The organism is Clostridium fallax (assembly GCF_900129365.1).
GTDB classification, from domain to species: domain Bacteria; phylum Bacillota; class Clostridia; order Clostridiales; family Clostridiaceae; genus Clostridium_AH; species Clostridium_AH fallax.
This window is the reverse complement of sequence record NZ_FQVM01000003.1, coordinates 81,726-103,702: the sequence shown is the minus strand read 5'-3', so window position 1 is coordinate 103,702 and position 21,977 is coordinate 81,726. Positions and strand designations below refer to the sequence as shown.

The window sequence follows — 21,977 nt, the reverse complement described above, 5'->3', positions numbered from 1 at the left end:
TTTATAATTATTTTAATTAGGAGGAGTCCAAGGTGAATAAGAAAAAAATATCCCAATTGCTTGTAGTCGCATCTACAGTAGTTGGAACTACTGCAATAGCTACGGAATATGCTTACGCTACTGAAAACAATACCCATTCATCTAAAAAAACCAATTATTCTTCTACAGTGGATTCTGTTAAAGTACAAAAAGGTCAAGTTATTAATATAACTACTAATTTAAGAATTAGAGAGGATATTAATAAAGATAGTAAGACTATTGGTTACCTAATGAATGGAGATATTTTCGAAATTCTTGATCAAAGTAATGGTTTATATCATATAAAAAGCGGTGAAAAAGAAGGATATATACCTAAAGAATATGTAAAAGAATTAAATACAGGAACTTTTAATAAAGATTCTAAAGAAACTTCTGATAAAACAGAAAACGTAAAAAAATCAAAAGGAAAAGTTATTAATGTATCAACTAATTTAAGACTTAGAAAAGCTGCTAACTATAATAGTGATGTAGTAGGATATGTTATAAATGGACAAACTTTTGATATTAATAATAAAGATGGAGATTGGTATAATATCTCCTTAGACGATAAATCAGGTTATATCCATAAAGATTATGTAGAAAAAATTGATGAAAATAAAGTAACTACAAATAAAAAAGAAACTTCTGATAAAATTGATATAAAAGATAAGGATAATAAGGTTTCCTCAGTTGATTCCAATAATAAATTAACTGAAAACAAAAAGGTAGAATTACCTAATAATGATAAGAAGGAAAATACAGAAGTTAAACAAAATAACAATAAAGAAATTTCTAAAGATATGAATACTAATTTATCAAAGGAAAATATTACATCTAAACCTTTAAATAATCAAAATAATTTAGAAGTTAATAAATCTACTGATAAAGAGAATTCTAATAAAAGTTCTGATTCTTCAAAAGAAACTAATAGTAACAAAAATAACTTAGAAGATAATAAAAATAATTCCTCCGATAAAACTAATAATTATAAATATGTTACGGAAGAAGCACCAAACAACACCAAATCTCCAGCTACTGCTTTAATGACTGTAAGTAACTACTCTTCTTATATAAGTAAGGGACAAGTTATTAATGTATCTTCTTCTTTAAGAGTGAGAGAAGGCGCTGGTACTAATACTAAAATTGTTGGTTATTTAAATAATGGACAAACTTTTGATATTACTGGCAAAAGTGGAGATTGGTATTATATAAAGTCTGGAAATACCACTGGATATGTTCATAAAGATTATGTTAAAGAAATTAATAGTTCTCAACAAAATAATAATTCAAATTCCACTTCTACAAATACTAATACATCAGTAAAAGGTCAAGGTCAAGTTATTAATGTATCTTCTTCTTTAAGAATCAGAGAAGGAGCTAGTACTAATACTAAAACTGTTGGATATTTATATGCAAATCAAACTTTCGAAATTAATGGTAAAGAAGGTAACTGGTATCATATAAAATCTGGTAATGTTGTTGGATATGTTCATGAAGATTATGTTAAAGTAATTAGTAATTCTTCAGGAAGTACTAATTCAGATTCAACAAATTCTAAACCTTCAACTGATAATTCTGTAAAAGGAAAAATTGGTCAAGTAGTTAATGTATCTTCTTCTCTTAGAATTAGAAAAGGAGCTGGCACTAATACCGCTGTCGTTGGAACTCTATACAATGGTCAAACCTTTGATATTAATGGTAAAGAAGGCGACTGGTATTATATTAAATCCGGTGGTACTACTGGATACGTTCACAAGGACTATGTAAAAATAGTAGACCTTAATGGATCTAATTCAGGCAATACTGTGACTCCACCTTCAAATAGTGATAGTTCTGTTGAAGGTCAAAAAGGCCAAGTAGTTAATGTATCTTCCTCTTTAAGAATTAGAGAAGGTGCTGGTACTAATACACCTATTATAGGTACTTTATATGCTAATCAAACCTTTGATATTAATGGGAAAAGTGGAGATTGGTACTATATAACTTCAGGAAATATTAAAGGATATGTACACAAAGACTATGTTAAAATAATTAGTAATAACTCTAACTCTGGAAGTGGAAATAGCTCAAGTGAAACTGTTAATTCAAAAGGAAAAGTTATTAATGTATCTACAAACTTAAGAATTAGAAAAGAACCTAATACTAATAGTTCTATTGTAGGATATTTAGTAAATGGAGATACTTTCGATATAATAAGCAAAAAAGGAAACTGGTACTATATAAGTCATCAAAATAAAACTGGACATGTTCATGAAGATTATGTTCAACTTATTGGATCTAATACGGAAAGTAATAAACCATCTTTACCAGAAACTAGTAAACCAACTAAAAATGAATATGGTATGGTATATAATGTATCAACTAACTTAAGACTTAGAAGTAATCCAAGTACCAATAGTTCAACTATAGCTTATTTACTTCCAGGAGAAACCTTTAAGATACTAGGAGTTTCTGGAGAATGGTACAATATAAATTATAAAAATAAAATAGGTTATGTTCATAGTAACTATGTAAAAAAAGTAGATTCACCTAATAATTCAAACAATAATTCAAATAGCAACGGATCAAGTAATGGTTCTACTCAACAAACTTACGAAGCTGTTTTAAGTGCTATGAAAGCTCAAATAGGTAGTCCTTATGTTTGGGGTGGGGCTGGTGAATATTTCACTTCTTCCCTTTTAAATACACTAAAACAAAGATTCCCTTCTGAAACGGCAAGAGGAATGTATGATCACTGTTCAAATTATACAGATCAAGGATACAGAGCCTTTGACTGTTCCGGTCTAATGCAATGGGGATTTAGACAAGCTGGTATAAGAATCGGAAGAACAACTTGGGATCAAATAAATAACGGATTTGAAGTTTCTTTAAATAGTTTAAAACCTGGAGACTTATTATTCTATAGTAATTTACAACATGTAGGTATGTATTTAGGTAATGGTCAATGGATAGAATCTCCAAACTCAAGAAGCTTTGTTAAAATTGCTGATGTACCTTGGCATAGAATTGGTAGAGCTAGAAGAGTTCTATAATTTAATTATAAAAATATTGATTTAAATAATTATTAGTTCCTTACAGAAAAAGGTATTAAAATTAGATAAAACATCTAAATTTTAATACCTTTTTATAATTACATAAAATTTATTCTTTCTTTCTGAACTTGAATTTTTTATGATTTATTATTTTATATTTACCTGTATTTATCTAATATTATATAAACCTTAAACATATCTCCTTCTATATCTATTTTCATCTCTCCTCCATGAAGTTCTACAATAGATTTAGCTATAGCTAGTCCAAGTCCAGCTCCATCTATCTTTGAACTTCTTGCTAAATCGCCTCTTGTAAATCTTTCAAATAATTCTTTTCCATCAAAATTCAATTCATAAGATGATATATTTTTAAAAGCTATAATAACTTTATTGTCTAGGCTATTAATATCAATATACACTCTTGTTCCTTCTAAAGAATATTTATAAGCATTTACTATTAGATTCTCAAAAACCCTTGAAAACTTTTGTGGGTCAACATACTCCATTAAAATATCTTCATCACTATTTATTTTAAAATCTATGTTTTTATTAGAATATACTGGAGTACACTCCCCCAAACTTTGATGTAAAAGTTCTATTAAATCTATCCTTTTGATTTCTAAATCTATTTTTCCAGAAGAAAGCTTAGATATTTCAAATAAATCATTTATTAAAGATTTAAGTTTATTAGCTTTTCTATCTAAAATACTTAAGTATTCTTTCCTTTCTTCTTCTGATAAATCTTCTCTATTTAAAATATCTACATAATTTATTATTGATGTTAAAGGAGTTTTTAAATCATGAGATACATTTGTTATAAGTTCCGTTTTTAGTTTCTCATTTTTTATATTTTCACTAACTGCTTTGTTATATCCATTTGTAACATCATTTAAAAGCATCCCAATGTCTTTAAGTCCTAATAAATTAAAATTATTATTATTATTTTCTCCACTAATAATATTCTTTAATTGCTTTTTTAGTCTTATAATTCCAAAAGATCTATACATATTAAAGAATATTAAAATACATATTATAGAGCCATTGAACAAAATAAAAAATATAGATGTTCTTAAGATACCTAATATACTCATAATGCTAAGTAATATTAATACAATTATAAATCCATAATTAAATTTTATTTTACCTTCTACAGGTTTATTTCCATACCACTGTATTAAAGGCTCGTCCTTTATAGTTTCTTTTATAATATTTCCTTTATATTTTTTTATATTATAAATTAATTTTATGATATAAATTATGTTTATTAATATCAATATGAATAGTTTAAATATATTTTTTCTTATTGATTCTAATCCCATATAGAAAATAGGTGTATCATTATAATAAGTATTTTTAAACATTAACAAAGTATAATTTTCATTATTAATTGTAAATTCATCTTCTTTTGTAAAATAACTTTCATGTTTGTTAAGATAATTATATAAACTATTCATATTAAGCTTTTTAAATTTTATATAGGAAATTTTATATTGAGTATCATCAATATTATCCTTTGTTTGATTTATTACTTCACTTTTTGCTTGTTCCTGATCTTCTCCATTAATTACATGGTTTTCTATACCTATTCCTGGCTCATTAGTTAGCATAAAATTTTTAGTATTATTTATCAGAACTATTCCTGTCATATCGTTATAATTTTCTATTATTTTTTTTGTAAAATTATTAAACTCTTCTTGATTATCTAAATCTTTATACTCTTCTAAAGTATTCTTAACAAACTCATCTGTTTTATCAAACAATTCCTTATATCTATTTATACTATTTTGTTTTGCTAAAGAAGCATATTTTTCATCATCACTAGTTAAAATTGTTTTTATTATTTTTAAAGAACTAGTTTGTCCTATATCATAAGATGCATAATTTATATAATGCTTAATATTTATACTACACAAAAATGTTGCATAAATTGCTATAATTATTAAAAATAAATCTAATACACTAAATTTAAATACCAGTCTTTTTAACTTATTTTTCCATCTTATATCCAATTCCCCACACCACCTTTATATATTCCGGTTCCTTCGGATTTATCTCTATCTTTTCTCTTATCCTTCTTATATGAACAGTTACTGTATTATCACTTTTATAAAAAGGTTCATCCCATACCCTTTCATATATTTCTTTTATTGAAAATATTCTTCCTAAATTTGATGCTAATAAAATTAATATTTTATATTCTGTAGCTGTTAAATGTACCTTTTCTCCTCTTAATATTATAGATTTTAAATTTTTATTTATCTCTAAATCCTTAACTATAATTTTATGTTCTTCAACCTTCCTTTCTAAAGGCTTTTCATACCTTCTTAACTGTGATTTAACCCTTGCAATAAGCTCTAAATGATTAAACGGCTTAGTTATATAATCATCAGCTCCTATATTTAATCCCAATATTTTATCATTATCTTCAGATTTTGCAGAAAGCATTATTATAGGTATATTTTTCTTTTCTCTTATTTTCATACAAGTTCTTATACCATCCAAATTAGGCATCATAACATCTAAAATTATTAAATGTATCTCCTCTCTTTCTAAAATTTCTAAAGCTTCAATTCCATCCACTGCTTTTATAGGTTTTATATTACTTTCACCTCTTAAATAAATTTCAATGGCATCCCTTATTTCCTTCTCATCATCTACTATAAGCACTTTAAATTCCTTCATAATTTTATCTCCTTAAAAATTTTCTCCTCCTATAATTTTATATTAAATGTTTAAAATTACAAAAAAACAAACAAATATATTAAGAATATATTAAGATTTTTAAATATACTTATTTTGAATAATGAAACCAACCTTAAATTTACATTAAATACATATAAAAATATACTTAAATATGTATACAATTCTAATATTTTCTTTCAATCTATTCTATAATAAATACTAACAATACTTAGGAGGTATACTATGCTTAAAGTAGAAAATATTACCAAAAAATATGGAAAAGATGTAGTTTTAAAAAACATATGCTTTTCAATTGGAGATGGAGAAATAGCCGTTTTAGCAGGACCAAACGGAGCTGGTAAATCTACTACAATAAAATCAATTGCTGGTTTATTAAGATATGATGGTATTATAGAGCTATCAGGTTTTAACAATAAGTCTATAGAAGGGAAACGATTACTGGGATATATTCCAGAAATGCCTGCCTTATTTCCTTTGTTAACTATCTATGAACATTTAGAATTTATGGCTCATAGTTACGGAATAAAAGAGTACAACCAATATGCAGAGGATCTTCTTAAGCTTTATGATCTTTGGGATAAAAAAGATAAATTCGGAAGTGAACTTTCAAAAGGTATGATGCAAAAGGTAAGTATTTGCTGTGCTTTAATAACTAATCCTAAAATTTTATTAATAGACGAGCCTATGATAGGACTTGATCCTAAAGCAATAAAAACAACAAAAATGCTTCTAAATGAACTTAGAAATAATGGAACTAGTATTTTAATAAGTACTCATTTACTTGATTCTGTTGAAGGATTATGGGACAAAGTTCTAATAATGAAAAATGGTGAAGTAGTTTTTGCTAAAACCAAAGAGGAAATGGAGAATCATCATAAATCTCTAGAGGAAATATTCTTTGAAGTTACGGAGGATTAAGGTTTGGAAGCTTTATTTTACTTACAAAAAAGAACGTTTATTAATTATTTTAAAAGATTAAAGAAAAACCCCAAAAAAGCAATAGGCCCTATAGTGTTTATATTTTGGCTTGTAATGATTTTAATTCCTAACGGTAAAAGTAGCAGTAGTAATGATACAAAATTCCTTACATCTTCTATTTTTGTTACTATATTTTTTATAATTACAACTCTTTATTTTTTATATTCATTATATAGTGGGTCTAAAAAAGTAAACTCTCAATTTTTACTAAGTGATGTTAATCTCATATTTACATCACCTATAAAACCTCAAACTATTTTAGTTTTTGGTGTATTAAAAAAGATGGTTGCTGATATTTTTATTAGTGTATATTTTTTATATCAAATTCCAAGAATATTGACTTCTTTAAATGTTAAAATTGCAAATCAAATTATTATTATTATAACTTTTATTATATTTCAATTTATATTTTGTAACTGTTTAAAAATATTTATTTTTGCATTATGTGCAAAGTATTCTAATTTACCTAATATAATAAAAAATACACTGAAAATATTTTTACTTATATTATTTGCTTTACTAGGATTATATATATTCTTAGGTGACATACAATTAAGACTTTTAAATATTAATAATTATATATGTAACTCAAAAATAATAGATTACATACCTATTATAGGATGGATAAAATTTATAGTTCTTAAAAGTATGACAAGTATAAATCCTTTATCCCTTATATTTTTAGTATTAATTCTTATAATATCTGTAATTTTATTGCGTATAACTTATTTTATAAAATTAGATTATTATGAAGATGTTCTTTCTTCTGCTGCAGATAATGAATTTGCTAATAAGGCTAAAAATGGGAAATTATCTGCTAATGAAATAAATGAACATAATAATCAAAATTTAACTTTTAAAATTAAAAATATTAAACTAAAACTAGATGGAGTTTATGGAGCTAAAACTATTTTTTATAAACATATAAATGAATATTTTAAAAAGAGTTTTTTCTTCTTTATAAACCTATATTCTATATTTCTTTTAGGAGGTTCTTTAGGATTTGCAATAGTATGCAAGGAAGGTTCTATAAGAGATATACTAATAGGCAGCTGTGCATTAATGATTTTTGCTTCTCTAAATAGTAAAATATATAATGAAATAAATTTTCATTATATTTATTTATTACCAGACTCAACAGCAAAAAAATTATTTTATAGTATTTCATCATCATTGATAAAATCTTTAGTAGATGCCTTACTTTTATTTATTCCTTCAGGAATAATTTTAAAGCAGAATTTTTTATTTGTAATATTATGTATAGTTTGCTATGTAACTTTGGCTTATATGCTATCTTTAAATGGTTTATTTACATTTAAAATTTTAGAATTTATAGGGTTAAATAATAGCACTATATCTGGTTTATTATTAATAATACTTCAAATTATATTATTTATACCAATAATAGCTCTTTTAATTACATCAAATATATTTAATTTATCCTTTATATTCTATATCTTATTTTTATTATATACAGTTTTAGTATCTTTCCTTTTAACTTTAGGCTGTAGAAGTATTTTAGATAATATGGAACAACATACAGAATAAAAAATGGACTGTAACACCTAGAAATATTTTTAGGAGCTACAGTCTCTTTTCTTTTTTATTTCTTAATTTTATGAATAAAATTATTCATAAAATTAAGAAATTAACTCTTTAAATTTAATATTATTTCTTACTGGATTAAAATCTTCTTCCTCTTTAGCAGTATTTTTCACTCCTGAATCTAACTCAATAGCCTTTTTTAAATACTTAATAGTATTGTCTATATCTCCTCTTCTTCCATAAATACTTGCAATACCATAATAGGTCCATACATAATCTTCAACTTCTAAAGCTTTATCATACCACTTAAGAGCCTCATCATATTTCCCTTTCAATTCATAGCTTAAAGCCTTATTAAATCTACCATATCCATAATCACCTTTTATTTCTAAAGATTTATCAATATCTTTCATTCCCTCTTCAAATCTGCCATCATAAACCTTTGCAATACCCCTTATATTGTAAGCTTTATAATAATCTTCATTTTTATTTATTATATTATCAGCTATTTTTATTGTTTCATCATAATTTTTTTTGAAAAATGTTTCATAAGCTTTATTATATTCTTCATCTAATTTTTCTAAGTTAGATTCTTGTTTTAAAAAGGTTTTATTTTCTTTATTCTCATTAATTATTCTTTCCTCTACAGCTTGTTGTGATTTTAACATCTCTTTATTATACTTTCTTTCTTTTAGTAAAATTCCTAATGAAACTGCTATCAAAATCACTAAAATTATAGCTTTTACCTTAGTACTTCCTGGCAATTTTATTCTCATATTTTTCTCCTTTTATCCTTAAAAATATATAATAATTCAATTTTAATCAATGATCTAATAGATATCAATAAATATATATTTATATTTTTGATAATTTTACATAAATCAACTTGTATTGCTAATTGAAGTAATATGATGAATTAGTAAGCAAAACTTTTCTAATAATGAATAAAAACTTGTATCACCTATATTCATCCAATTCTGTCTACTTACTTTGTTTCTATTTTTCATATAATTATTATATTATTAATGTGGTATTAAATTTTAAGGAGATTTTAAAAAATGGGTTACATTAAAAGTAAAAAATCCTATATCCTAGATATACTAATAATAATTCTAGGATGCTTTATAGCTTCATTAGGCGTAAACTTATTTTTATGCCATGCTAAATTACTAAGCGGAGGAGCAACTGGTGTTGCACTTATAATCCAATACCTAACTGGCTTCAAAGCAGGTTTTACAGTATTTATACTTAACTTACCTTTATTTGTATTATCTTACTTTAAACTTGATAAGAAATTTACTGTTTACTCTGCTATAGGTATGGTTGCACTTTCCATAGCTCTTTTAATAACTGAACCATTATCATCTTTTGTTCAAATAGATGATATCTTACTTCATTGTATTTATGGTGGTGCACTTTGTGGAATAGGTTATGGACTAGTATTCAGTAGAAATGGTTCTACTGGAGGTACTGATATAATCACTATGGTTATAAGGAAAAAATTCTCAAACTTTAATATAGGTTCTGTAGGATTTGCTCTTAATTTAATAATCATATTAATAGGTATAATATTTTTTGGAGTTTCAAAAGGACTTTATACTTTAATATCTATGTTTATTCAAGGTTATGTATTAGATATAGTTATTAAAGGTGTAAGTAGTAAAAATTTATTATTCATCATTACAGATAAAGAGGATGAAGTTATCGACTATATAATAAAAGACCTACATAGAGGTGTTACTTCTCTTCGTGCTGAAGGTGAATATACTCACGATTCTAAAAAAATGCTTTATTGTATTGTAACTGCCCGTGAAATGATAGAGCTTAAAAGTACAATACATTATATAGATCCTAAAGCCTTCATAACAATTATGGATACATCAGAAGTTAAAGGAAAGGGCTTTAAAAATATATAAATCCCAAAAGAGTATCTCAAATCTTTTGTAATTTAAGGGATACTCTTATTTTTATGTATTTATTTTAGTATATATAAAAGAGGCTTTTTTTAAGAGCCTCTTTATATATTATTTAAAAAATTTATTTTTAATATCATATAAAAAAATAGTTATTGCTAATAAATCAGCACTTCCCCCAGGACTTATATTTTCTCTTATAAATTCTTTATTTAACTCTTCTATTCTTTCCTTAAATGTATTAGATTCATTAAGTTCATCTAAAATATTATTAGCCTTTTTCTTTACATAATCTAATTTTTTAAAATCATGTCTATAAATTATAGTTGAATCATCACATTTACACATAATCTTTATTAAAGTTTTAATTAGTAATTGATTTTCTTCTAAATTATCATTAGAATTATTTTTTAACCCTTCATAAAATGGAAGACTATAGTTAAAAATTATACTTAATCCATTCTCTACTTCTCCTCTTATACCTTTAAAGCCATACTTTTTGTAAAGAGTTTCACCATGAGTTAATTCTCCACAAAGATTACTATTTTTAAGCTCTTTTTCCACAATTCCATCACACATATTCTTTATAACTGTGGATATATTTTGAAATCCTAGGTTATTTTTCATGGAAAAGGCTACTGCTGATATTGTTATTCCCATTAAAAATAACATTCCCCTATGAGTATTAACTCCTTTTGTTCTTATCATCATATACTCTTCTGCTTCTTTACCACAATTTCTTATTTGTAAAAATAACTCATTTTCATTTTTAGCTTTAAATCCTTCATTTGCACATATAACCATAGGTTTTATAAGTGATGCTGTTGATTTTAAAAAAGTATAATAATCCATATCCTTATGAGCTCCATTGGATACAGGGGAAACTAATCCAGGTGAAGGATATGAAGAAACTTCATAAAGCATAGCTTTTACTGCAAATTCTACTAAGTTAAATACCCTATCATCTATTTTTAATATATTTTTCATTAAAAGTTCTCCACCTATCTTCTATATATGTTTCTATATCTTCTATTGGATGTGATCTATTTCTTGAACAAATATGTGCTGATTTATCACAAAGATAACATTTTCTCGCTTCTTTATTAAGATCTTTTCTACTTATAGATTCAACTTTATCTATATCATAAACATCAATATCAACTAATCTCCCCAAAAAGTGATTTTCTTCTATTTTAATTGTCGCCCTTTTTATATTCTCGCCTCTATCATTTATTACAAATATTCCATAAGGCCCTTCTTTGCTTTCTCCCTTTTTAGAAAACATTATTTTATCTTCCGGAAAATGTTTATGTAGTTCCTTTATTATTTCATTTACAATTCCTTTAGTTACATTATTACATTTATTTATTCCAGGATAATTAGCTCTTATAAAAACGCATGGTGATTGATATTCACCCTTTAGATTATTTATCCATTCTACTCGTTTTTCTCTTTCTAGTAAAAAATCTAATATATCGCTCACCAAAAACACCCCTTTATACAATTTTCAGTATAATATAAGCTTAAAGTATTATTTATATTTTTTTATTAAATATTTAAATGTTTCTTCAGGTACAATCTCTTTAATTAAATTAAATTCTTTAACTTTTAATAGCTCTCTCACCTTAGAAGCACTTATAACCTCACCATTATATTCTCTTCTCTTTATAATCTCTAACTTTATATTAAATTTTTTTAGTTCTTCTTTTAAACTATCATTATATGTTTTGGTTACTTCACAAAAAGGCTCTTCTCCAACAAATCTTTTATTTATATTTAAAGCTTTAGCAATATACTTCCCAAACAACCCACTATCTATTTTAGTATAAGCTTTAAGCCTTTCATTTTCTTCTTTAATAAAATAAGATGGAAATGTAGCTTCCGATATTATATATTCTCCACCAGATATAACCTTAACATTCTCTAAATCCTGTACTGATTTTTTTACAAGATTCAACCTATCCTCAAAAGGGAAAAATGACTTATCTTCTTCTAATATAAATACTATTAATTCGTTACAATTTTTAGATGCATATTCAATTATATATCTATGCCCCAAAGTAAAAGGATTACAATTCATAACTATAGCGCCTCTTTTTTTATTTAAATCTAAAGCTAACTCTTTAATTAAATCCTTTAAATAATTCTCTATAGAATATATTCCACCTTCTAAAAGAGAAACGCCTTCTGCTCTATATAACTCTTTAGCTCCAAACTCTTTAAATATATCTACATTCTTCTCTTTAGTAAAAATAAAATAATGTTTATACCCTTCCCCTAACACCTTATCTATTAAAGAATTTATTAGTTCTGATGAAATTCCTTGTCCTCTATACTCCTCTTTTACTCCAAAACATTTCATTATATTTTTATACTTTGAGCAGGTACCTATTATCTCCTGTCCTTTTCTTGCAACTAGTGTATAATCTAGTTCTTCTTCAAAGGATAAATTTAAATCATTTAATAATTTAGAAACTTTATTTTTATCTAATTCTTCATTTAAAGGGTCTATAAAATAATCCATAAATCCACCTTTATTCTTTAACTTTTTTAACTATATCTATTATTGTTCCATCTCTATATTCAATTAAAGCTACAATTTTATCATCAAACTGAATTTCTTCAGGTTTTCCTGTAAAACTTTCAGCTATCTCTTTTAATTCCTCAATAGTTTTTATTGGCAGTTTACTATCTTTAAATTTTTCTACTAAATCCCTTCTTTGTGGATTTATAGCAATGCCTCTTTCTGTTACTAATACATCTATAGATTCTCCTGGTGTTGTTATTGTAGTAACCTTATCTTTTATTATAGGAAGTCTTGCTTTCATTAGATTAGATACTATTATTGTTAGTTTAGCTCCAGCTGCAGTATCACAATGACCTCCAGAGCCCCCCATAATTACTCCATCTGAACCAGTAGTTACATTAACATTGAATTTTGTATCAATTTCTGTAGCACCAAGAATTACTACATCTAAATTATTAACTACAGGACCTTTATTATGAGGATTTCCATAAAGAGATGCACTCATTCCTTGATGATTTATATTATTTTTATAGGATTCTATAGCTTTTAAATCAAAGCATTGTACATCAAAAAGAGATTTAAAAAGTCCCTCTTCAAGCATATCTACAATATATCCTGTTATTCCACCTGAAGCAAAACTTCCTTCTATCTCACCATCTTCCATCATTTCCTTTACTTCCTTAGCTACAGCTAAAGAAATACCGCCTGCTCCAGTTTGAAATGACATTCCATCCTTTAAAAGTCCACTTTCCTTTATAAATTTAGCAGCATTCTTTGCAACCATAAGTCCTATTGGATCTTTTGTTATCTGTGTTGTTCCTGATACTATTCCTTTAGGATCCCCTATTGATTCTATAGCTAAAACATAATCAATATAATGCTGTGGAATTTCTATTGGATATACTGGATAATCAACTAAATTATCTGTAATAGCTACAACTTTATCTGCATATTCGCAATCACTAACAGCATATCCTAATGCACCACAAGCAGACTTTCCTTCAACGCCATTTATATTTCCATAAGTATCACAAGTTGGTGCTGCTACAAAAGCTATATCTATTTTTAAATCTCCACTTTCTATAGCACGTGCTCTTCCTCCATGACTTTGCATAACTGCTGGATGTTTAAGCTTTCCTTTTGAAATCGCTCTTCCTACAGGTCCTGAAATATAATCTGAATATATTCTAGTAACTACACCTTTTTCTATTAATTCTACTAATGGTGCATGAACTGGGAAAATAGAACTCGCTGCTATTGTTAAATTCTTTATTCCTCTTCTTTCTATTTCTCTCATCACCATATTTAAAACAAAATCACCATTCCTTAAATGATGATGAAAAGAAATGGTCATTCCATCTTTTATATTTAATGTATTAAAAAGTCCTTCTAAATCATAATAAACCTTTTTCTCACCAGGTAATACACAAGCAGGTGCTGTACTACGTCTTCCTTTAATAAATCCTCCATTTTTTGCTCCTTCAAAAGGAAGTATAGTTCCATATCCATCTATGTATTCTGGTAACTTAACTCCTAAAATATTTTTCATATTCTTCACTCCCTCTTAAAGTAATCCTAAAATTTCAGCTGTTGAAACCACAGTTTTTGCCCTATTTATAACTGGTGCATCTACCATTTTTCCATCTAAAGAAAATACTCCAAGCCCCTTTGCCTCTGCTTCTTCTTTTGCCCTTAACACCCTTAAAGAATAATCTATATCTTTTTTATTTGGTGATAGAACTTCATGTATATACTCTATCTGTCTTGGATTTATAGATGCCTTTCCTGTCATACCTAAACTTTTACCTTTTAATGTATCCTTTTTAAGTCCATCCATATCATCTGTATCAGTAAATGGAGTATCTATTGAAGATATTCTCATGGCCTTACAGGCAGTAGCTACTTTAGTTCTTGCATAAAATATCTCTTCTCCCTCTTTAGTCCTTTTAACTTCAAGATCCGATGTTAAATCTTCTCCTCCTAAAAGTACCCCATCTATTCTTTTAGATGATTTTATAATGGAACATACATTTTCAAGTCCATAAGCAGTTTCAATTAAAGCTATAAGCTTTATAATTCCCTCTTGGAATCCTTCTCTTTTCTCAATATCTGTTAAAATCTCATCTGCTCTTATTATAGATTCTTCATCTGCCTTTGGTATTAATAATGTATCTGGTCTACAAGGGGCTATAGTTTTTATATCTTCTTCTCCAAAAGGTGAATCTAAAGGATTTACCCTTACAACTAATTCAACATTAGAAAAATCGAAGGTTTTAATACCTTCTTTAACTAATACCCTTGCACTGTCTTTTTCATTTATACTAACTGCATCTTCTAAATCAAGTATTACAGAATCTGCTCCTAAAATACTTGACGTTTGAACCATTCCTGGATTATTTCCTGGTAAAAACAACATAGTTCTTCTAAGCTTTTTCATAAATATCCCTCCTTATTTCATTGCTCTTTTAATAGCAACTTCTATTCTTGCCCTTATTGTGTAATCTAAAGCTCCTTTATCATTACATCTAATAATGCCTGAGGTTATATTCATTTCTTTTAGCTTTTTTTCTATAGTTTTTTTTATGTCTTCTCCAAATTGTTTATAAACTATACTATCAATATCAATTTCTAATTTTCCTTCATCATTAGGACCAACCATTATCATTACATCATTTGATTCTAATGTACCTGCTTTTCCAACACCATTTATATCCATAGCTTCCTCCTCCATCAATTACTTACAACTAAAATATCTTTTAACTGTAATTTATTTTAGAGAATCTAAATATTCTTTTTGTCCTATCTCATATAAGTTATTTCCTTCACTATCTATAACAACAACTACTGGTAAATCGCATACTTCTAATCTTCTAACTGCCTCTGCTCCTAAATCTTCATAAGCTATAATTTCTGCACTTTTAACAGATTTACCTATAAGTGCTGCTGCTCCTCCTATTGCTCCAAAATATACACCAGTATTTCTTTTTATAGCCTCTATAACCTCTTCATTTCTTAATCCTTTTCCTATCATTCCTTTTAAACCTTCATCTAATAGCCTAGGAGCATAAGGATCCATTCTATAACTTGTAGTAGGGCCTGCTGAACCTATAGCCATTCCAGGTTTGGCAGGAGTTGGGCCTACATAATAAATTATTTGATCTTTTAAATCAAAAGGCAATTTTTCTCCTTTATCTAAAAGATCGACTAGTCTTTTATGAGCAGCATCCCTTGCTGTATATATAACACCTGAAATAAGAACTGAATCTCCTGCTTTTAAGTCTTTTACTTTTTCCTTTGTTAAAGGTGTTGTTATTCTCTTCTCCATATCCATACCTCCTAAAATTCTTTTTCTAAATGTCTAGTAACATGACAATTTATATTCACTGCTACCGGTAATCCAGCTATATGAGTTGGATAGGTTTCTATATTAACTTTAAGAGCTGTATTTTTGCCTCCAAAACCTTGAGGTCCTATGCCTAATTTATTTATTTTCTCTAAAAGTTCATCTTCTAAATTAGCATAGTATTCATCTTTATTTTTTTCTTTTACATTTCTAAGTAATGCCTTTTTAGCCAATAAGGCAGCTCTATCAAAAGTTCCACCTATACCTACTCCAACAACAATTGGAGGACATGGATTAGGTCCTGCTATTTTAACAGTTTCTAAAACGAAATCTTTTACACCTTCAACACCATCAGCAGGTTTAAGCATTTTTAATCTACTCATATTTTCTGAACCAAATCCTTTAGGTGCTACTGTTATTTTAAGCTTATCTCCCTCTACTATATTATAAGTTATTACAGCTGGAGTATTATCCTTTGTATTTACTCTATTTAAAGGATCTTTTACCACGGATTTTCTTAAATATCCATTTTTATATCCTCTTCTCACTCCTTCATTTATAGCATCCTCAAGACTGCCACCTTTTATATGTACTTCTTGACCTATTTCTACAAAAACACATGCCATACCAGTATCTTGACACATTGGCATATTTTCATTTTTAGCTATATCAACATTTTTTAGTATTTTTTCTATTATTCCTTCCGCAATTGGAAAAGTTTCATCATTCTTAGCATTTATTAATTTTTCTCTTATGTCGTCACCTAAATAGTAATTAGAGGATATACATAATTCCTCTACCCCTTCTATAATTTTTGAAACGTCAATTTCTCTCATAAGTTCTCCTCCATACTTTATAAATTTAAGTATAGAGACTGTCTTAAAATCATTTCGTATTCTTATTTTAAGGATTTTATTTATTGGGTTTAATCGGTAATAAAATCTTTTGATTCTATTTTTATAAATTTTATATTTGAGGGTTTAAATTAGACAGTCTCTAACAGATTTTTATTTTATTTGTTATTCTTAAATTATAAAGATATACTATTTTATTTTATTTCTTCTATTTACTAAAGCGACTGTTCTATTCATTTCATTATTAACAATCATAAATCCTTCATCAACACCCATACCAGGTTTAGCTAGAACTTGTGCTGCTCCACATGCCATACCTATTTGAGTACATATTTCTGCAGATCTATTTGTTTCATTGCAAGTTCCTCCACAATATGCTCCTAAGCCCTTTTTCTTACAATAAAGTATAGATTCTATTATATTATTAACTCCGCCAAGATCTGGTGTTTTTATTTGTAGCATATGTCCTGCATTATTATCTGCAAAATAAACTACATCATCATAAGTATTACACCATTCATCAGCTACTAGTTCTACATTTATATCCTTTTCCTTTAACTTTTTAGTTAAATCCCTTAAAGCTTCCATTTGCTTTTGTCTTTCTTCCATATCCATAGGACCTTCTATTCTTAAATGGAATGGTTTTGCGGCTACTTCTAATTCTTTTAAATAATCTGCCATTTTATCTGTGTCATAATCAAATGCAGCTCCAATTGTTCCATAAACATCTATATGAAATACAGGATTATATTCATCACAATCTCTTAATTCTAAAATTCTATTTCTAAGCCATATTACATAATCTAAAAGCTTTTCACCTTTTGTTCCTAATTTTTCTTCAACATTATTTATAAGTGCATGAGGAAGTACATCTGCTCCTTTTATTATCATCTTATCTGCGTTTATATATCTGTCATCTCCTGATTGAGCAAAAATAGGAACTCTTTTTATTTCTACGCCAGTATTATATTCATCCTTAACTACCTCAGCTATTGTTAGCTTTCTACTCTTTGCAACAGCATCTAAAATCGCTTGAGTTACACCATATCTTATAGCTGTATGAAGTCTTTTCCCATTTATATGAAGTTTATCAATTTCTTCTGCTAATTCTTTAAATGAATTTAATTCTATTCCTATTAGCTTTGGAGCAATTTCTTTTTCTATTACTGGTATAAAATCCTCTGCTAAAAATAAAGGATCTCTTCCACCTGCTCCTGAATATTGGACTGCAGCACAATCTCCATAAGCTACTTGTCCATCTTCTAATATGAACATTACTGATATAGCTTCTCCTGCTTGTCTTATAGCTTTAAATCCTTCTGTAACAGGTTTACCTTCATAAGTAAATCCATTATGTTTCGCACCCTTTTTTATAGCTCTTTGGTCATCAAAATAAAATCCTGTTCTTCCTGAACAACAAACAACATCAACAATTTTCATTTAAAACACTTCCATTTCTTAAATTCTTGAATTTATATAAATAACGTTTTCATAGTTTATTTTCCTGGTCTTCCTACAAGTACACCTTTGCTAACTGCAAATATATCATCTATAGTCATTTGGAATCCTACTTTTCTATGTTCAACTTTTCCCCTCTTATCTAATCTCTCTAGGTTAAATTCTACAATTTCTTTATTAAATGGAACATTACCAAATTTAAGATATCTAACGGCACCATCATTATCTCTTGCAGGCATCATCTTTCCAGCATTATACTTACTTGGTGCAAATGGTATATCTATTACACCCATTTCAAAAGCCTTAACTGTTCCTTTAGCTAAATCTCCCATACCTATTTCATATACTTTATCTAACATACATTTAACTTCTGCTTTTATTACTGAAATTTCTGTTATAAGTTCTTGAGACATAGTCATTTGTTGACCTTGTAATAAGTTAAGGACCATCTTTGTATCCCTTATTCCTTGTGCATTAGCTTCCTTTGTTGGAATACCTATTGCTTCATGAGGAGTTTTTACTATTACTTTAGTTGCACCAGCTAAAGCAGCAGCTACTGATCCTAAAGATATTACTCCAAATGCTTTGGCTTCATCCTCTGGGAATCCTCCCATCCATTGATGGAATACTGTACTTATATTAACATCGTTATATCCATGATATCTTAGGTACTCTACTATTTGTTCTTCTAAGGCTCTAATAGCTGCAACATCTTGTATTAAGTTTCCACATTGTCCATAACCAACAGTTATATTTTTAACTCCTTGCTCTGCTGCTAATAAAGCTTCTATTATAGCAACAGCATTTGACATACTTGGTGGTACTAAAGTTCCTGTTAAAGGTCCAAAAGGCTCTCTATTTATTTCAATACCTTGTTCTTCATAGAATCCTACTAATCTATCACAGTATTGCCAGTCTTTTATACTTTTTTCTATAGGAACACTTTTTGCATATGGAACATTATATGAAATTGCTCCACCTTCATTAGATGTCCATCCTGAAGCATGTATTATCTCTGAAAGAAGTCTTGAATCTGGTGTACCATGTCTTGCTTCTAAAGGTAAATTTACTGCTTCAAATACTTTTCTACAACCTTCAATACCATGATTTACTGCTGGAAATCCATTCAATAAAGATCTTCCAGCAGATCTACTTTCTATTATTCCTCGCTCACATTCATCATATCTATTTTGTCTTGTATAGCTATCTATTGTGCTTGGCAATAAATCCGCTCCACCTTTATCTTGTAAATATGTTAATAGTTCTATATGTTCATTAATTAGGGCAACTCCTGCCCTTGGTTGAGCTAAGGTTATTCCATTCTCTCTAGCCCATCTCATTTTTTTTGCAAAGTTTTTATGATCTGGTACTTTCTTTAAATAATCAACAGCTTCTTTTAAATCAACACTTTTTCCTGTTCTCCATTGGGATAGTACCTCTTCTCTTTGTTTAAAAAAATCCTCTTCACTCATTTTGATATTTCTAAGTTCTGTCATAAGTATTCTCTCCTTTAAAATATCTAAATTTGAATAATATATTTTTTCATTATTCTAACTGCCATATCTGGCAATTCTTCACTTAATAGTCCCATAGCTGATAAGATATAACTCTTATCCATAAGGAATTTTGGATGTCTTGGTTTAAGTGAATTTATATTTTCTACACTAAAAACTCCAGCTTCTAAAATTTCTCTAGGATTTTCACTATGAACTAAAACTCCACCAGTTCCTATTAAATATTTAGCTTCCATTAAATCCTTACCATATTGGCTAAATACTACTCCCATTGGTGAATATAAAGGCTCCACATACCCGCAATGTCTATCCATTGAAAGTTCTACTGCTGATTTTGCCATTGCACTATCAAAGTCTTTTTCTCCTTCATCTTTAGGAATCATTTTTATATGCTCACTTCTATACCTACAATTTTCTTCAATATTAATTTCTTTATCTTTTAAATACTTTTTAATTCTTCTTGATCCAGCAGCTTCCCATAGTGAAAGAGCTGAATATCTCATACCTAAATCTCCTTCTACCGTTCTTTTTGCAAAAGGTTCTTCAAGCCCTCTTAAAGTAACTCCAGGTTTTGTAGGATCTCCTTTTGCTATAGAATGAACATCTGTTGTAGCTCCTCCTATATCAATTACTATAATTTCACCTATTCCTTCTTCTAGGTCACTTCCTTCACCTAAGAATCTTGCTGCTTTTAATACTGCTGCTGGTGTTGGCATTAATATTCCATTTATATAGCTTTCTGCATTATTTAATCCTTTTGCTTCAACTATTCTATTCATAAAAATATTTCTAATTTCTTCTCTTGCTGGTTCAACATTTAATTCATTTAATTTAGGCATAACATTTTCTGTTATAGAATAATAAATTCCTTTATCATCAAATACATTTCTTAAAGTAGTGTTAGCAGTTTTATTTCCAGCTATTACAATAGGCACTTTTATGCCACTTTCTGCTAGCATCTTTCCATTATGTATTATACATTTATTATTTCCCCCGTCTGTTCCACCAGCTAAAAGTATCATATCTATATTAGATCTTTTTATCTCTTCTATCTCATCTTCTGTAAGTTCATAGGAATAAACCTTTATAACTCTAGCACCAGCTCCCAAAGCAGCTCTTTTTGCAGCCTCTGCTGTAAGTTCAGGTACAAGACCAACAGCTATCATTTTTAATCCACCAGCTGCTGAAGAACAAGCTAATTTTTTTACAAAATTAATATCTTTTACTTTAATTTCTTTCATTAATTTTTCATAGGCTTTGTTAAACCCTATCATAATATCTTCTTCAACTGTAGTTATATCCTTTGCTGTTCCTAAAATTTCTTCATTTTCAATGTCTACTGCTGTTAATTTAGTATAGGTACTTCCAAAGTCTATTAAAAGATAAGCATCCATTTGCTCCTCCTTTACTAGCCATTTATAAAAATTAAAATAGCCATTTATACTAAATTATTAACTATATTTATTCATTATCATCAATTCCTAAGTCATATTTTAAATCTGCAATTGTTGTATCTACACTTGTTGCAGGTGGATAAACTCTATTAAATCCCATTTCCTTAAATCTCTTATAAACATCTGCCCAATCTTGCTTACCTACAACTATATTACCTCCTACATACAAAAGTATTCCTTCAAGACCTGCCTCATCGCATTTCTCTCTCATACCTCTACAATCCATTTCACCATGTCCATATAAAGAAGATACTATTATAGCATCTGCTTTAGTTTCTACTGCTGCATTGATAAAATCTTCTTGAGGGGATAATACTCCAATATTTACTACGTTAAATCCTGCTTCTGATAATGCATAATCTAATATTTTATTACCTACTGCGTGACAATCAGATCCTATTACACCTAATACAAGTGTCTTTTTTTCCATATCCAACTCTCCTCCTTAACATATTCACAAAATTTATATTTTTTAATTTATAATACCTTTATATATTAAATAAATATTATAATCATTGATAACGATTGCAAAATTCAATATAGTAATTCTCTTTTAAAACACACTAATAACGTCTAATATTCATGTACTGACAGAAAACTTGCATATGAATATATATTTTTTTGTTAGTTATAGTTTA

At 27.8% G+C, this 21,977-nt stretch carries 19 protein-coding genes; 4 read left to right on the top strand and 15 right to left on the bottom strand.

The genetic code is table 11. From position 1 onward, the window contains the following. Positions 1 to 32 precede the first annotated feature (32 nt). Complete coding sequence (locus BUA70_RS12900) at positions 33 to 3,050, top strand: SH3 domain-containing protein (RefSeq protein WP_083573436.1); 3,018 nt, start codon at positions 33 to 35, stop codon at positions 3,048 to 3,050. A gap of 158 nt (positions 3,051 to 3,208) precedes the next feature. Here the strand turns inward: BUA70_RS12900 and BUA70_RS02720 are convergent, their stop codons facing one another. After that, a complete protein-coding gene (locus tag BUA70_RS02720) occupies positions 3,209 to 5,059 on the bottom strand; it encodes a sensor histidine kinase (protein ID WP_072892777.1) in 1,851 nt (616 codons plus the stop codon). Next, complete coding sequence (locus BUA70_RS02715; RefSeq protein WP_072892774.1) at positions 5,037 to 5,732, bottom strand: response regulator transcription factor; 696 nt, start codon at positions 5,730 to 5,732, stop codon at positions 5,037 to 5,039. The genes BUA70_RS02720 and BUA70_RS02715 overlap by 23 nt, the downstream gene beginning before the upstream one ends. A gap of 243 nt (positions 5,733 to 5,975) precedes the next feature. Here BUA70_RS02715 and BUA70_RS02710 point away from each other — a divergent pair, with 243 nt between their 5' ends. Both BUA70_RS02710 and BUA70_RS02705 read left to right on the top strand, forming a co-directional pair. Then, complete coding sequence (locus BUA70_RS02710; RefSeq protein ID WP_072892772.1) at positions 5,976 to 6,671, top strand: ABC transporter ATP-binding protein; 696 nt, start codon at positions 5,976 to 5,978, stop codon at positions 6,669 to 6,671. 3 nt (positions 6,672 to 6,674) lie between these two features. Then, the gene (locus BUA70_RS02705; RefSeq protein ID WP_072892769.1) at positions 6,675 to 8,279 is read left to right on the top strand and encodes a putative ABC exporter domain-containing protein; all 1,605 of its coding nucleotides are present in this window, start codon (positions 6,675 to 6,677) and stop codon (positions 8,277 to 8,279) included. Between the two features lie 92 nt (positions 8,280 to 8,371). Here BUA70_RS02705 and BUA70_RS02700 read toward each other — a convergent pair whose 3' ends face one another. Continuing rightward, the gene (locus BUA70_RS02700; RefSeq protein ID WP_072892766.1) at positions 8,372 to 9,052 is read right to left on the bottom strand and encodes a tetratricopeptide repeat protein; all 681 of its coding nucleotides are present in this window, start codon (positions 9,050 to 9,052) and stop codon (positions 8,372 to 8,374) included. A gap of 282 nt (positions 9,053 to 9,334) precedes the next feature. Between BUA70_RS02700 and BUA70_RS02695 the strand changes: the two genes are divergently transcribed. Further along, entirely contained in the window at positions 9,335 to 10,192 is an 858-nt protein-coding gene (locus BUA70_RS02695; protein ID WP_072892765.1) for a YitT family protein, read from the top strand. Positions 10,193 to 10,300: 108 nt separating this feature from the next. Here the strand turns inward: BUA70_RS02695 and citG are convergent, their stop codons facing one another. The 12 genes from citG to glmS form a co-directional block, all read right to left on the bottom strand. Continuing rightward, positions 10,301 to 11,176 carry a triphosphoribosyl-dephospho-CoA synthase CitG gene (gene citG, locus BUA70_RS02690; protein ID WP_072892763.1) on the bottom strand — a complete coding sequence of 292 codons (876 nt, stop codon included), beginning with the start codon at positions 11,174 to 11,176 and terminating at the stop codon, positions 10,301 to 10,303. Further along, on the bottom strand, positions 11,151 to 11,672 hold the full coding sequence (gene citX / locus BUA70_RS02685; RefSeq protein ID WP_159429632.1) for a citrate lyase holo-[acyl-carrier protein] synthase: 522 nt from the start codon (positions 11,670 to 11,672) through the stop codon (positions 11,151 to 11,153). The genes citG and citX overlap by 26 nt, the downstream gene beginning before the upstream one ends. A gap of 48 nt (positions 11,673 to 11,720) precedes the next feature. Further along, entirely contained in the window at positions 11,721 to 12,713 is a 993-nt protein-coding gene (gene citC / locus BUA70_RS02680; RefSeq protein WP_072892760.1) for a [citrate (pro-3S)-lyase] ligase, read from the bottom strand. Between the two features lie 10 nt (positions 12,714 to 12,723). Beyond that, the gene (citF, locus tag BUA70_RS02675; RefSeq protein ID WP_072892759.1) at positions 12,724 to 14,265 is read right to left on the bottom strand and encodes a citrate lyase subunit alpha; all 1,542 of its coding nucleotides are present in this window, start codon (positions 14,263 to 14,265) and stop codon (positions 12,724 to 12,726) included. A 15-nt stretch (positions 14,266 to 14,280) separates the two neighbouring features. Continuing rightward, entirely contained in the window at positions 14,281 to 15,153 is an 873-nt protein-coding gene (locus tag BUA70_RS02670) for an HpcH/HpaI aldolase/citrate lyase family protein (RefSeq protein WP_072892758.1), read from the bottom strand. Between the two features lie 12 nt (positions 15,154 to 15,165). Then, entirely contained in the window at positions 15,166 to 15,432 is a 267-nt protein-coding gene (gene citD / locus BUA70_RS02665) for a citrate lyase acyl carrier protein (protein WP_072892757.1), read from the bottom strand. 51 nt (positions 15,433 to 15,483) lie between these two features. Beyond that, the gene (locus tag BUA70_RS02660) at positions 15,484 to 16,041 is read right to left on the bottom strand and encodes a Fe-S-containing hydro-lyase (protein ID WP_072892756.1); all 558 of its coding nucleotides are present in this window, start codon (positions 16,039 to 16,041) and stop codon (positions 15,484 to 15,486) included. 11 nt (positions 16,042 to 16,052) lie between these two features. Next, positions 16,053 to 16,895 (bottom strand): fumarate hydratase, encoded by an 843-nt coding sequence (locus BUA70_RS02655; RefSeq protein ID WP_072892755.1) that lies wholly within the window; start codon positions 16,893 to 16,895, stop codon positions 16,053 to 16,055. 207 nt (positions 16,896 to 17,102) lie between these two features. After that, a complete protein-coding gene (locus BUA70_RS02650; protein ID WP_072892746.1) occupies positions 17,103 to 18,353 on the bottom strand; it encodes a methylaspartate ammonia-lyase in 1,251 nt (416 codons plus the stop codon). A 56-nt stretch (positions 18,354 to 18,409) separates the two neighbouring features. Beyond that, complete coding sequence (locus BUA70_RS02645; RefSeq protein ID WP_072892744.1) at positions 18,410 to 19,867, bottom strand: methylaspartate mutase subunit E; 1,458 nt, start codon at positions 19,865 to 19,867, stop codon at positions 18,410 to 18,412. 23 nt (positions 19,868 to 19,890) lie between these two features. Continuing rightward, positions 19,891 to 21,279 (bottom strand): methylaspartate mutase accessory protein GlmL, encoded by a 1,389-nt coding sequence (glmL, locus tag BUA70_RS02640; RefSeq protein ID WP_072892735.1) that lies wholly within the window; start codon positions 21,277 to 21,279, stop codon positions 19,891 to 19,893. Positions 21,280 to 21,346: 67 nt separating this feature from the next. After that, positions 21,347 to 21,769, bottom strand: a complete 423-nt coding sequence (gene glmS / locus BUA70_RS02635) for a methylaspartate mutase subunit S (RefSeq protein ID WP_072892733.1) — start codon at positions 21,767 to 21,769, stop codon at positions 21,347 to 21,349. Positions 21,770 to 21,977: the final 208 nt, after the last annotated feature.